The sequence below is a fragment of the Thermohahella caldifontis genome (assembly GCF_041153465.1).
Lineage (GTDB): Bacteria > Pseudomonadota > Gammaproteobacteria > Pseudomonadales > Oleiphilaceae > Thermohahella > Thermohahella caldifontis.
The window spans coordinates 2,571,624-2,584,989 of the sequence record NZ_CP154858.1 but is presented as its reverse complement, the minus strand read 5'-3'; the positions used below and the strand labels follow the sequence as shown (position 1 = coordinate 2,584,989).

Below are 13,366 nucleotides of genomic sequence, written 5' to 3'. Positions count from 1 at the left end.
GTCAGCCCATGTCAGACCACAGCCGCGGTATCACTCGCCATAGACATAAGTCGTGTCCTGCAGCCAGAGGCCGAACAGGAATGAATTGACCTCGTGATCAACGTGATGTACCCGGTTGATGGCTCCGTTCTTCATGGCTGCACTGATGCTGTTGTCACCTGTGGCAAACAGGCCCAGTACGGCAGAGGCAGAGGCCTTGCCCACCTTCATGGGATTTGCCTGCGCGTCCGTCGCCAGTGCCAGATGCTGCGCCGGGGATTTGACATTGGTGAAGACCACACCAGCCGGTGTCAGCCCACCCGGGAACATGTTGGTCGCACAGCCGGAAAGCAAACTTGCAGACATCACTGCCGCAGCCAGAAAAATGCCTTTTTCATACGTCCTTACTCCTTGTACATCGTGATTTGAGGCGTGTCCGAAGACGGCGGTAATCTACGTGTTTTTACGTAGTCCCTGCGTTGACAGCCTTCACACTCCACACAACTCCTGCCGAGTGGTTTGGCCGGCTCACTCGGGGATGCCGGTATCATCGCCAAAGCGAACCGTCACCTCATCGGCACTGGTCATGGTCATCACCCCCCATGGAACGCTTCGAGAAGGTTGTGATCCGGAACACAGTCCATTGGTGGCCAGTACTTTAAAAGCGGATAAAGAAGTGAATTGCCCGCTGCCCCACTAAAAAAGGGGCCGAAGCCCCTTTCTCTGATGATGCTGATCACTCAGCCCGAGCGGACTCAGGGATTGAGAATCTTCAGCTCCACCCGACGGTTCATGACACGGCCTTCCGCGCTGGCATTGTCTGCCGCCGGCTGATCCGGACCGTAACCCCTGGCAGACAGGCGATCGGCTGCGATCCCCTTGTTCACCAGGTAGTCGCGGACTGCTTCGGCGCGCTGCCGGGACAGCTTCACGTTGAAGTCGCGGCGACCGCGGTCATCCGTGTGGCCCGCCACTTCCACCCGCACATCCGGGTTCTTGCGCAGCGTCTCGGCCACTTCATCCAGAATGGTCAGGGAGGCTGGCGTCAGGCGGGCGAAACCCGTCTCGAAGGTCACACCTTCCAGGCGGATCACGACCGGCAGCTCACAGCCCTTCGTGTCCACAGCCTTGCCTTTTGCGGTGGCGGGACAGGCATCCAGCCGGTTGACCACGCCATCACCATCCGTATCCAGCTCGCAACCCTGTGCATTCACTTCGGCACCGGTGACGGTTGCCGGACAACGGTCCCGGGTGTTGGGCACACCATCGCCATCGTCATCCTTCACGACCGGTTTGGGCGCCAGGCGGTATCGCTGTCATCCTTGAGGCCGAAACCAGTGCCGTCCAGCTCCGGGTCCATGTCCGAGAGGCCCAGGCCCAGATCAAGGTATGCACGGTGTGCAAATTCGGGCTCCTGAGCCAGTGAGGCCACAGGGACGGAACAAGTGCCAGTGCACAGACGATGCAGGTGCGCTTGAAACGGGTAATCGGGGTCGGGTGATTCATCGAGGATGCTCCATAAAAATGCTTGGCGTTGTGACTTGAGTGCCACATGGCAATCAAGCGCAGACATATTATCGCACTATTATCATTTTTACTACTAAATTATGTGCCTGCAGCGCTTCTCCCGGAAGCATCCTTATTCCTGTCGTCATTGTGCCGGTCTATTCAGCGCGCCCTGCGGCGCCGGAGAATACGGACGGAACGTCCCAATGCTTTCCTGTTCGCTCCGTCCATGATTTGAAACAGCCGTTTCTGAAAACCGTTTGCGCGAACCTGTTACTCGTACACCGGCGGCCGGATGTCCTTCATGAACAGGTTGATCAGGTCTTCCGAAGGCGACAGCAGCGTTCGCAGGGACTTACCATCCAGTACGTACCATTCGGCTACATAGGTATCGCCAGCATCCCCCAGCACCACTCGCACCACACAGTTCTCCGCATCCATGCAGGACGCATGAACCCACCCCTCCGGCCTCGCAGGCACGGCCCGGCCTGCAAGCTGTGGATTGTACATGTGGCCTGAATCGAGCAGATAGGTGCGATCCTTGTATCTGAGGGAGATCCGGGAAAGGTAGCTGTCGGGAGGGGCGCTGATGGCCCCGATCCGGGGTGTGCCATTGACCTCACAGGAACCGGGTGAAGTGTGGCAGGCATCCGGCACCTGTCGTTCTTCAAAGGAAACGTAAAGATCCGGTGACACCGTTACAGTGACAGTATGAGTGTCATCAGCGGACGCAAACACCGCAGATGCCCAGGCACCCAGAAGAAGCCAATACCTGCTCACCGCAAGACCTCCATGTAATCAATTCCCTTTCATGACACAATCTTCCCCGGGGCGCCGGACAAAGTCAAACGCCCTGCCCATCCGCCCAATCCCATATTGACGCCCCGGCCCCCCGCTTCTACACTGGCGAAAAAACAACCATAACAGCCATGCTGCATACTCACCTGAGTTCCCTGCCCCAACAACCCTGTCTGCACCAGCATCCCCATCATCAGCTGGTGATTTCCGCCTGTGGCCGTGGCGAGATTGATCTGGAAGGCTTGCAGGCACCATTGAGCACCCTTCAGGCCTGCGTGGTTCAGGGGTTTGCCAGCCATGCCTTCTTTGGCGAGGCGGGCAACCGCATCATTGTGGTGAATCTGGACGGTGACGAACCGGCCCTCTCGGATACCAGACACCCGGATCACGATGCCCTGGCGCCCCTGTTCGAGCGTTCCCGACTGCTGACCCTGCCGCCGGAGGTGCGTGCCCTGGCGGATGCGGCGCTGGCAACGCTGAACCGCATGCCCGGAGATCCGGTCCTGGCCCGAACGCTGGGTACGGCGCTCATCCGGGCCTGTGTGCTGAGCGAACGCCCGCGGGTGGTCACACGCCTGCAGCGCCGCTACCGGCTGGATCTTGCCCGCATTGATGCCCTGATCGACGCCCGCATGGGCGGCCCCATCAGCGTGGCCGAGCTGGCGGGTAGCGTGTGCCTGAGTCCGGGCTGGTTCCAGAGTGTTTTCAAGGAAGAAACCGGCCTCACGCCCCAACAGTATGTGCGGCAGAAGCGGCTGATGCGGGCCCGTGATCTGCTCTGCACCACCGACTGGCCCATGACCCGCATCGCGGCAGAAACCGGCTTTGCCGATGCCAGCACCTTCTGCCATGCCTTCCGCCGCCATTTCGGCATGCCGCCCACACGCCTGCGATCCTGAGTTTCAGACACGCTTGCCGGAGTTTCAGACAAGCGTGTCCGCCCGCGGACAGGTTAAGCTGTCCTGATCCTGTCACACAACGACAACACAGCAGGAGAGGATCATGTTTCAACCCCAAGCGCTCATCGAGCCCGGTGCCTCCCTTCCCGATACCGCAACCCTCTGGCAACAGCTGACTGAAATGGCCTGTACCGACGAAACCCAGGCCCTTGAGGCGCTGATGCCCCTGGCCGAATGGCCGGAGGAAGACGAGCGCCAGGCCATCACCCGCGATTGTGAGGACCTGATCCGCGCCGTGCGCCAGCGTCCTGACGCACGACATCTGGTGGATCAGCTCTTGCAGGAATACAGTCTGGAGACCCGCGAGGGCGTGCTGCTCATGTGTCTGGCCGAGGCGCTGATGCGCATCCCGGACAGCAAGACCGCCGAAGCCCTCATCCGGGACAAGCTTTCCGCCGCCGACTGGCGCCGCCATCTGGGCCAGAGCCCCTCCACGCTGGTGAATGCGGGGACCTGGGGTCTGCTGCTCACGGGCAAGATTGTCCGTATCCGTCAGAAGGACCGCACCCCCGCAGGCGTGCTCGATCACCTGCTGGCCCGGCTGGGTGAACCGGTGGTGCGCAGCGCGCTGAAACGGGCCATGGCCATCATGGCGCACCAGTTCGTGCTGGGCGAGACCCTGCCCCAGGCACTCAACCGCCGCAAGGCACCGCCCTATACGTACACCTTCGACATGCTGGGGAGTCTGCCCTTACCATGGCGGATGCGGAGCGTTACGACGCAGCCTATCGGGCAGCCATTGATGCGGTGGCCGACGCCAATGCCCGGCAGCCCGAGCTGGCCAAGGGGCGTCAGGCCGCATCCATTTCCGTCAAGCTCTCGGCCCTCTATCCGCGCTACGAGGCCACTCACCGTCAGGAAGTGATGGCCGTCATGCTGCCGCGGCTGGAATCCCTGCTCCGGCACGCCCGGGAACGCAATGTGGCGGTGACGCTGGACGCGGAGGAGATGGACCGTCTGGAACTCTTTCTGGAGCTGTTTGCCCGTCTTTACCGCTCACCGGCAGGCCGCGGCTGGGGACAGTTCGGCCTGGTGGTTCAGGCCTATGGCAAGCGCGCACTGCCGGCGCTGGCGTGGCTGGCGGCCCTGGCACGCGAACAGGGCGATGAAATCCCCGTGCGGCTGGTCAAGGGCGCGTACTGGGACAGCGAGATCAAGTGGGCCCAGCAGCGCGGACAGGAGGGCTATCCGGTCTGGACCCGCAAGGAAGCCACGGACGTGAACTATCTGGCCTGTGCCCGGTTCCTGATGAGCCCGGTCACCGAAGGGGCGCTCTATCCCCAGTTTGCCACCCACAATGCCCACACGGTCACGGCCATCCGCCACCTGGCACGCCGCAGCCCGCGACCGTTCGAGTTTCAGCGCCTGCACGGCATGGGCGACGCCCTCTATGACACGGTGCTGGACGACACGCCCATGACAGTGCGGATCTACGCCCCCGTGGGTGCCCACAAGGATCTGCTGCCCTATCTGGTCCGCCGCCTGCTGGAGAACGGTGCCAACACGTCCTTCGTTCATCGCCTGCTGGATGCACGGACACCGGTGGAGCGCCTCAGCCGCCATCCGCTGGATGCCCTCCGGGCTCATGGGCAGTTGCCCAACCCGGCGATCCCGCTGCCACGCGATCTTTTCCGGCCGGAGCGGGAGAACTCCAGCGGACTGAACCTGAACTATCAACGAGACATGCACAGACTGAATACCATGATGACCCCCTTTGCCGACACGACCTGGCGCGCCGTTCCCGTCATCGGCGGACAGCCACAGAGCACGGAAAAACCCCGCACCGTCGTCAGCCCCTGGAACCTGGACAAGGTGGTGGGCACGGTGGAAGATGCGGGCGCCGATCATGCCCGCGCGGCCCTGGACACGGTGTCCCGGGCCTGGTGGCACTGGCATGCAACGCCGGTGGACACCCGGGCCGCCTGTCTGGAACGGCTGGCAGACCTGCTCGAATCCCACAAGGGCGAGCTTCTGCAGCTCTGTGTGCGCGAAGCGGGCAAGAGCCTTCAGGACAGCATCGACGAAATCCGCGAGGCGGTGGACTTCTGCCGCTACTACGCCGTGCAGGCCCGCAAGTCCTGCGCGGTCCGCACCCTGCCCGGTCCGACGGGAGAAAGCAACGAGCTGTACATGGAAGGGCGCGGCGTGTTCGTATGCATCAGTCCCTGGAACTTCCCGCTGGCCATCTGTCTGGGCCAGATCACGGCGGCGCTGGTGGCCGGCAACACGGTCATTGCCAAACCGGCCGAGCAGACCAGCCTGATTGCGGCGCGCGCCTTCGAACTGATGCGCGAGGCGGGTATTCCGGACGACGTCATCGCCTTCCTGCCGGGAGACGGCGCCGTGCTGGGCAACGCACTGCTGCGCGATCCGCGGGTGGCCGGGGTGGCCTTCACCGGCTCCACGGAAACGGCACGCCTGATCAACCGCACCCTGGCCGGGCGCGACGGGCCCCTACCGACACTGATTGCGGAAACCGGAGGCCAGAACGCCATGATCGTGGACAGCACTGCCCTGCCCGAGCAGGTGGTCCGGGACGTGCTGCACTCCGCGTTCGATTCGGCCGGCCAGCGCTGCTCCGCCCTGCGTGTACTCTACCTGCAGGATGACATTGCCGACGGCGTGATCACCATGCTCAAGGGGGCCATGGCCACCCTGCGGGTAGGCGATCCCGGCCGTCCGGACACGGACGTGGGCCCGGTGATCGACGCCGAGGCCGAGGCCGGCCTGCGCAACCACATCGAATCCCTGCGCAAGGCCGGTCGCCTGATTGCCGAGACACCGGCTCCGTCAGACCTGCCCCGTGGACATTTCGTATGTCCGGTGGCCTTTGAAATCGATAGTATCCGGTCCCTTGAACGCGAACAGTTCGGCCCGGTCCTGCATGTGATCCGTTATGCACGCAGTGAACTGGAACAGGTGATCGCGGACATCAACGGCACCGGTTACGGGTTGACGCTGGGCATTCACAGCCGCAACGAGTCCTTTGCGCGCGAGCTGGAACAGCGCATCAAGGTGGGCAACACCTACATCAACCGCAATCAGATCGGCGCGGTGGTCGGTGTTCAGCCCTTCGGCGGTCGTGGCCTGTCCGGCACCGGACCCAAGGCCGGTGGCCCCCATTATCTGCTGCGCTTCATGACCGAGCGCACACGCACCATCAATACCGCCGCCATTGGCGGCAATGCAGCGCTGCTGGCGCTGCCGGAGGAGGAGGCCTAGGCCTCCCCACCGCCCCGGATCAGCTCCCCGAACGGGGAATGTATAACAACAACATCGCTGAAGGAGCGACAACATGATCGAAAACAGCCTTGCCGTAGGCGCAACCTTTGTGGTCTATATCGTGGGCATGCTGGCCATCGGCTACATCGCCTGGAAACGTACCCAGAACCTTTCCGACTATATCCTTGGCGGCCGCAGACTCGGTCCCGCCACCTCTGCCCTCAGTGCCGGTGCCTCGGACATGAGCGGCTGGCTGCTGCTGGGCCTGCCGGGCTATGCCTATGCGGCCGGTTTCGAGAGCCTCTGGCTGTCCATCGGCCTGCTCATCGGCACCTGGCTGAACTGGCTGCTGGTGGCACGTCCGCTGCGCCGGGAAAGCTATCTGGCCAATGACTCCCTGACCCTGCCGGAGTTCTTCGAGAACCGCTTCAAGGATCATTCCCACGCACTGCGGGTCATTTCGGCCATCTTCATCCTGCTGTTCTTCCTCTTCTACACCAGCTCGGGCCTGGTGGCGGGAGGCAAGCTGTTCAGCACCGTATTCGGTCTGGACTACACCACCGCGGTTGCGGCCGGCGCGATCTGCGTGGTGTCCTACACCTTCTTCGGCGGCTTTCTGGCGGTCTCCTGGACGGACGTGGTGCAGGGTCTGCTCATGGCGGCGGCACTGCTCATCGTACCCATCATGGCCATCAGTGCCGACGGCGGCTGGGATGCCATGATCAATGCCATGGAAACCCGCAATCCGCAGCTCCTGGATCTGTGGACAGACGCCAAGGGCGAACCCATGACCTGGATCGGCATTGTTTCCCTCATGGCCTGGGGTCTGGGCTACTTCGGTCAGCCGCACATTCTGGCGCGCTTCCAGGCCATCCGCAGCGAGGAGGAAATCCCCGTGGCACGCCGTATCGCCGTGGGCTGGACCGCGCTGACCCTGCTCGGTGCCACCCTGGTGGGCTTTGCGGCCATCGGTTACCTGGACCGCGAACTGGGCGACTCCGAACAGGTCTTCATGGTCATGGTCAACGCCCTGTTCCACCCGGTGATCGCCGGCATCATGCTCGCCGCCATTCTCGCCGCCATCATGAGTACGGCGGACTCCCAACTGCTGGTCTCCTCTTCCGCACTGGCCGAGGACTTCTACAAGTCCCTCTTCAAGCGTGATGCCAGCCAGGATGAGCTGGTAAATGTGGGCCGCTTTGCCGTACTCGGTATCGCCGTGCTGGCCACCCTGCTGGCCCTGAATCCGGACAGCAGCGTTCTGGATCTGGTGAGCTACGCCTGGGCCGGCTTCGGTGCGGCTTTCGGCCCGGCACTGATCCTGTCCCTGTACTGGCCGCGCATGACCCGCAACGGCGCCCTGGCAGGCATCATCGTGGGCGGTCTGACCGTGGTGATCTGGAAGCAGCTCTCCGGCGGCCTTTTTGATCTGTACGAGATCGTCCCGGGCATGCTGTTCGCCACACTCGCCATCGTGGGCGTTTCGCTGATGGGTCAGGCACCGGAAACCACGGCGGAGACCCGGACGGCCTGACATTTTGTGCATCCGTGCACAATTCTGCGCGTGAACCTGTGCGTCACGCGCAGTCTGTCAGTTCAGCCAATGTCAATGCAGCGCCTTCTGCTCTAGTCTGCGGGTTCGACCGTAGCGGAGGAGAGGGCGTTTTTTCATGTCGGAACAACCAAGCACCTGGTACTGGGGATTTGCGCTGCCTGCTGACGTACACGCACGGGCACAGGCCACCGTCAACCGCCTGCTCGGTGGCGAAGCGGGTGCAGAGGCCAACAGCGAAGCGGCTCAAGTGGTCTCCGAACTGGTACTGGCCGGTCTGGACAGTTACTACACCATTCCCACGCAGATGGTTCCCCTGTCACCCCGCCTCAAGAAGGCGGCCGATGGCTCCGTTCAGGCGGTGTACAAGGGCATCCGGATGGTCATCAGCCAGTTCTTCAGGCAGCGCAACGAGGCCGAGCTGCAGGAACTGGCCCGCTATCTGGACGCCATGCTGCACGAAAGCCCCGCGAACCAAACGGCACATCTGGTGTTTCCCATTGACGAGGCCCTGTACAACAAGGCACAGTCGCTGATTCGTGCGGTACAGACCGAACCCCGCCCGCGGGATCATCTGGACGAGATCGTGGCGACGCTCTCGCAGATGGTGACCGAAGGCATCACCCATTACTACGAGCGCCCGGTGAACTTGGTGCGGCTGGGCGGACTGACCCGCAAGACCGTGGACATGACCATGAAAGGCGTGGGCAAGGGCATCCGTTCCCTGATCGACCATCTGGTCCGGCAGCTTTCGGACGACCAGTTGCGCGAGCTGTCCCACCACGTGGCGTCACTGCTGCACGAAAAGCCCGCTGCACCCGCAGCCCCCTGAAAGGAGATCTGTCTTGGCTGACCTGATTCTGCATCATTACCCGTTGTCCCCCTACTCCGAGAAAGTGCGTGCCATGCTCGGTTACACGAACCTGCACTGGTACAGCGTGCAGACCCGGGAAATGCCGCCGCGTCCCGAACTGGCGATTCTGGCCGGCGGTTACCGGCGCATTCCCGTGGCTCAGGATGGCGCGGACATTTTCTGTGATACCCGCATCATCGGCCGGGAAATTGCCGTCAGAAGCGGACATCCCGAACTGGATGTGGATCAGTGTGATGCCGCTGTTCAGCAGGCGGTCGCCCGGGCGGAAGAGGTATTCTTCGCCTGCGTGCTGTCCGCCGGCTCGCTGACCCTGACCCGCAAGGCCCTGCGCACGCTCTCGCTGCTGGATCTGATGCGACTGGTGCGCGATCGCATGAACATGGGCAAGACCGCCTCGGTGCGCATGGTCAGCCCGAAGAAGGCGCCGGACATGGTGAAAGGCTGGCTGGCGGAACTGGAGCGCGAACTCGGGCGTGCACCCTTCCTGTTCGGTGCCACGCCCAACGTGGCGGATTTTGCCGCCTACCATGGCCTCTGGCTCATCCGTGAGGGCGGGAAGTCCTTCCTGCGCCAGTATCCGAAGGTCATGGCCTGGATGGATCGTATCCGGGCTTTCGGCCACGGTCAGGTGGAAACCCTGAGCGCGGAAGCGGCGCTGGATCGCGCAAAGGCGGCCACCCCCGGCCCATTGAAGAGGCAGACCGGACCGACCCCCGGATCGGTCAGCGCGTGCGCATTGCACCGGCCGACTACGCACAGGATCCCAGCGAAGGCATCCTCGCCGGCAGTCCGGCCTGGGGCTGGATTCTGGCACGGGAACACGCGCGCGTCGGCACCGTCCACGTGCATTTCCCGCGTCAGGGTTACCGGATCGAGGTCATCTGAGGCTCAGCGCACGACCCTGTTGTCCGTGGCGCCCTGCGACTCCCACAGGTGGGCCAGATAGGACTGGAATCGCGGACGGATATCCACAGCTTCCACCCGGATACCGTCCGGATTCCAGACGTAGGGCAGAAAATCGCCATAGCGGGCTGCCAGAAGTGTGCTGTCCGGCCTGTACAGAGGACACGCCTTGCCGTGGGTCACCGTCCGGATACGGCGGATCAGCTGGTCGTAGAGCACCTCGCTTTTCACCACATTGCAGTTCGCCGCCTCATCCCAGGTGGCATCCACATAGTCGTTCCAGTCAAAGGGCTGCACCTGCACCCAGCGGGTGCCTTCACAGGCAAAATAGGGCCTGGTGACCGGCTGACGCGTCACCGGATCGGGCAGCGCACCCAGAACCCGGTTCCAGAAGCGCAGGCCATTGAGGTTGGCGGACAGGTCCGCATACGAATAGATCCCCGTGGTCAGCTGGCCGAAGACTGTGGCCTCCGTCAGCTCGCCAAAGGCCAGGGAGGCATCGGCACCGGAACGGCGGTAAAGCTTGAAGTAGCTGTAGCCCTCGCTGAAGAAATGGCCGAACTTGTCCGATCCCACGTATGCATCCCCGATCCGCACCAGGGTCGCGAGCCGGCCTGTCATGGCCACGGACGGTGATTCGGAAAAGGGAAAGTCGCGGTAGATGGAGTGCTCGAAGTCCACCGCGATTTTCTCCACCAGCGGACTCGTGTTCACCCAGTCTTCCACATGACCAATCAGGAAGCCCGCCAGACGCTTCTCCAGTTCACCATACAGGCGCTCAGGATCACAGCGTCCGGCGTCAATCGGCAGAATACCCGGCTCGCTGGCTTTTTCGGCCGCTTCGTCCATCCAGGTATTGACCAGGCGATTGAGCAGGGGGCGGCTGTCCTCCAGCTCGTGACGGTTGGTGAAGCTGTCCACCTCCGCCGCATTCACAACCGTGACAGCGCACAGCAGCAGCACACTGCACAACACTTGGATCATTCGACGCATGGTGACAGGGATTCCGGATTCAGACAGATGACAGTGCAGCCAGTCTGGGGGCAAACGGGCCGGGTTTCAAGGGAACGCGTCACCCTTTGAGAGGTGACGGCAAGGGGCGGGAGGCCATCCCGCCCGATGATGGATCAGTTTTTCTCGCGGAAGTCGTCGTGGCAGCCCTTGCAGGTCTTGGCGGCCTCACTGAACTGCTTGCGCATGGCCGCTTCGTCACCGGTCTGCGCCACTTCAGCCAGCTTGGCCAGTTCCATGCGCCATTTTTTCAGCCCGTTCTCGAAATCGTCCCAGTTCTCCCAGATCTCCCGGGTAACGGTCGTCCCCTTGCCCGTCTCGGAGCCTTTCGGGAAGTACTGTTCAACCGGCATCTCGCTGACCAGCTTCAGGCGCTGGGCATTGGCGGCAAAGACCTGGTTGTCAAAGGGAATCTGCCCCTTGACCATGGCACCCAGCGGACCGAAGTTGAGGCCGATGACGCGCATCACGGCCTTGCGTGCAACAATGGCATCATCCGGCTTCATGGCGGCCTGCGCCATGCCCGCACCCAGCAGCGCACCCGCCAGTACTGTCGTGATCAGTGTTTTTCTCTTCATGTGGATCTCCTTTCAGGGTTCTTGTTTTGTCAATACACGTACGTCGGCGCATGAGCCATGCCCCAGCGTACCAGTGCCCAGACGACTGCCACCGCCAGCATCACACCGGGAATGGCCCGCCAGACCGGGACCAGCTTCACCGTCACCGGTTGCTGCAACGGCTTGGCGCCGTGCACCATGGCCGGCACCAGGCGCTCCCGGAACAGCCATTCATGGGTGGCGATGGCGGCCAGGTGCAGTCCCACCAATATCATGATGACCACGGCACCCGTCTTGTGCCAGCCCGTGAGCGCATCACTGGTGGATTTGTCCACGAGCCCGTAGAGCGGCCCTTCGATCATGATGTCGTCGTTGCTGAACATGCCCAGCAACGCCTGTGCACCCACTGCCAGCAACATGGCCAGCACGGCCCAGCCGCCCATGGGATTGTGACCGGGTACCTCTGGCGGCTGACGCCGGATCAAGGCTTTCGCATAGGCAATGACCTCGGGCGGCGGCCTGAGAAAATGGCGGAAGCGGGCGGTTTCACTGCCGAAAAAGCCCCAGTACAGCCGAAAGATCACCAGCGCCAGAGCGGCATATCCCAGACGCACATGCCAGAACATGGCGTCTCCGCCCAGCCAGGCGGTGGCAAACTGCGCCAGGACTGTACCGGCAAACAGCCAGTGGAAGACCCGTGTGGGCAGATCCCAGACCTTCACGCGCATGTTGTGCCTCCTGCATCGTATTCATACATTTCAGCCTGCCAGACTGCTGTCAGAGTCACGTTCAGACAAATCGTTAGCGCTCAGACTGACTTTTATTTTCGTGGGGATCAAGTGCGACACATGAAAGTTCTGTCAGATTCGGAATAAACGAAGCTTTCCATGCTTTTGAAGCGAAATGAGCGAACATGATAGGCTATCAGTCCGTGACAAGGTGCAGGATCATGAAACGCAGCATTCTGGGATTTGCCTTCACCGCCGATGCGCTCCGGCGCGTGTATCAGGTGCCGGTGGACGAGATTCTCGCCCGCTACGGCATGGCGCTGGACCGTCTCGACCCGGACGCCCGGCTGGACCGGGGTACGGAATTGCGTCTGCTCTCTGAAATGCTCGTGCATGTGGACGATCCCCTGGCCGGGATGCGTCTGGGCTCACGCTTCTCCCTGCCCGGTTACGGACCCTTTGCCATGCTGCTCATGAGCTGTCCGAACGCCTTCGAGGCCTGCAAGGTGGGTGTGCGTTATCAGTCCCTCGCCTACGTGTTCGGCGATATCCGCTTTGATCTGGGCGCCGAAGAAAGCGCCATCGACATCATCCCCTGGGAGCTTCCCCCTGCCGTGGCCCGGTTCGTGACCGACCGGGATATTGCCGGCACCCTGAAACTCATTGACGACATTTCCCGCCTCTACGATCAGCCCGTGACCCTCAAGGCCCTGTGGATGCCCTGCCCCCGCCCGGACAATGCGGCGGAGTATGAAAGCCGCATACCTGCGCCCATTCTCTGGGGACAGCCTCACGCCCGGCTGATTGCCGATACCCGGCAATTCGCCCGCGCCTTCGACAAGGCCAATCCCGTCGCCTTCCGCCTCTACAAGCGCATCTGCGACCAGTTGCTGGACGCACCGGACGACAGCGAGGCCCCCCTGTCAGGGCGGATTACGGAATATCTGCGGCTGTTCAGCGGCGGCTATCCGGACGTGACCGAAGTGGCTCGCTTTTTCAGCCTGCCGGAACGGACCCTGCGCCGGCGGCTGGCCGACGAGGGCATCAGTTTCCGGAAGCTGCTGGACGGCGTGCGCCAGGAGCGCGCCAGAATGCTCATGGACACCGGCCAGCACACCATGGATCAGATTGCCCGTGAGCTGGGCTATGCTGATACCACGGCGCTGTACCGGGCCATGAGGCGGTGGTCGCTGGCGTAATGCCGGTTTACCGTCCATCCGGACGATTCCGTTGGCGTTCCATGCGTTCTAAACTGGGGTGCGCTGCACATGTCGTAC

Annotated in this window: 12 protein-coding genes and 1 pseudogene; 7 read left to right on the top strand and 6 right to left on the bottom strand. The window is 62.5% G+C overall.

Features of this window, described 5'->3' with window-relative positions; translation table 11 throughout:
* Positions 1 to 30 precede the first annotated feature (30 nt).
* The 3 genes from AAIA72_RS12540 to AAIA72_RS12530 all read right to left on the bottom strand — a co-directional run bounded on the left by AAIA72_RS12540 (position 31) and on the right by AAIA72_RS12530 (position 2,265).
* Positions 31 to 345, bottom strand: a complete 315-nt coding sequence (locus tag AAIA72_RS12540; RefSeq protein WP_369600652.1) for a TRL-like family protein — start codon at positions 343 to 345, stop codon at positions 31 to 33.
* A 389-nt stretch (positions 346 to 734) separates the two neighbouring features.
* Entirely contained in the window at positions 735 to 1,265 is a 531-nt protein-coding gene (locus tag AAIA72_RS12535; protein WP_369600651.1) for an OmpA family protein, read from the bottom strand.
* Between the two features lie 493 nt (positions 1,266 to 1,758).
* Positions 1,759 to 2,265 carry a hypothetical protein gene (locus AAIA72_RS12530; RefSeq protein ID WP_369600650.1) on the bottom strand — a complete coding sequence of 169 codons (507 nt, stop codon included), beginning with the start codon at positions 2,263 to 2,265 and terminating at the stop codon, positions 1,759 to 1,761.
* A gap of 149 nt (positions 2,266 to 2,414) precedes the next feature.
* On the opposite strand from AAIA72_RS12530, the gene AAIA72_RS12525 reads away from it, so the two are divergent.
* From AAIA72_RS12525 to AAIA72_RS12500, 6 genes and pseudogenes are all read left to right on the top strand, one after another.
* Positions 2,415 to 3,182, top strand: coding sequence for an AraC family transcriptional regulator (locus AAIA72_RS12525; RefSeq protein ID WP_369600649.1), 768 nt, complete (start codon positions 2,415 to 2,417; stop codon positions 3,180 to 3,182).
* Positions 3,183 to 3,285: 103 nt separating this feature from the next.
* Positions 3,286 to 3,786: pseudogene (locus AAIA72_RS12520) on the top strand (bifunctional proline dehydrogenase/L-glutamate gamma-semialdehyde dehydrogenase); the annotation flags it as partial.
* Positions 3,787 to 3,938: 152 nt separating this feature from the next.
* Positions 3,939 to 6,464, top strand: coding sequence for a bifunctional proline dehydrogenase/L-glutamate gamma-semialdehyde dehydrogenase PutA (putA, locus tag AAIA72_RS12515; RefSeq protein ID WP_369600648.1), 2,526 nt, complete (start codon positions 3,939 to 3,941; stop codon positions 6,462 to 6,464).
* A 73-nt stretch (positions 6,465 to 6,537) separates the two neighbouring features.
* Positions 6,538 to 7,998 (top strand): sodium/proline symporter PutP, encoded by a 1,461-nt coding sequence (putP, locus tag AAIA72_RS12510; RefSeq protein ID WP_369600647.1) that lies wholly within the window; start codon positions 6,538 to 6,540, stop codon positions 7,996 to 7,998.
* Positions 7,999 to 8,134: 136 nt separating this feature from the next.
* Complete coding sequence (locus AAIA72_RS12505) at positions 8,135 to 8,848, top strand: hypothetical protein (protein WP_369600646.1); 714 nt, start codon at positions 8,135 to 8,137, stop codon at positions 8,846 to 8,848.
* A gap of 13 nt (positions 8,849 to 8,861) precedes the next feature.
* Positions 8,862 to 9,836, top strand: a complete 975-nt coding sequence (locus tag AAIA72_RS12500) for a glutathione S-transferase family protein (protein WP_369600645.1) — start codon at positions 8,862 to 8,864, stop codon at positions 9,834 to 9,836.
* Here the strand turns inward: AAIA72_RS12500 and AAIA72_RS12495 are convergent.
* From AAIA72_RS12495 to AAIA72_RS12485, 3 genes are all read right to left on the bottom strand, one after another.
* The gene (locus AAIA72_RS12495) at positions 9,779 to 10,786 is read right to left on the bottom strand and encodes a hypothetical protein (protein ID WP_369600644.1); all 1,008 of its coding nucleotides are present in this window, start codon (positions 10,784 to 10,786) and stop codon (positions 9,779 to 9,781) included. The two genes, AAIA72_RS12500 and AAIA72_RS12495, sit on opposite strands and share 58 nt — an antisense overlap.
* Positions 10,787 to 10,920: 134 nt before the next feature.
* Complete coding sequence (locus tag AAIA72_RS12490) at positions 10,921 to 11,382, bottom strand: cytochrome c (RefSeq protein WP_369600643.1); 462 nt, start codon at positions 11,380 to 11,382, stop codon at positions 10,921 to 10,923.
* A 29-nt stretch (positions 11,383 to 11,411) separates the two neighbouring features.
* Positions 11,412 to 12,089 carry a cytochrome b/b6 domain-containing protein gene (locus tag AAIA72_RS12485; RefSeq protein WP_369600642.1) on the bottom strand — a complete coding sequence of 226 codons (678 nt, stop codon included), beginning with the start codon at positions 12,087 to 12,089 and terminating at the stop codon, positions 11,412 to 11,414.
* A 221-nt stretch (positions 12,090 to 12,310) separates the two neighbouring features.
* On the opposite strand from AAIA72_RS12485, the gene AAIA72_RS12480 reads away from it, so the two are divergent.
* On the top strand, positions 12,311 to 13,288 hold the full coding sequence (locus AAIA72_RS12480) for an AraC family transcriptional regulator ligand-binding domain-containing protein (protein WP_369600641.1): 978 nt from the start codon (positions 12,311 to 12,313) through the stop codon (positions 13,286 to 13,288).
* The last annotated feature ends 78 nt before the right edge of the window (positions 13,289 to 13,366 follow it).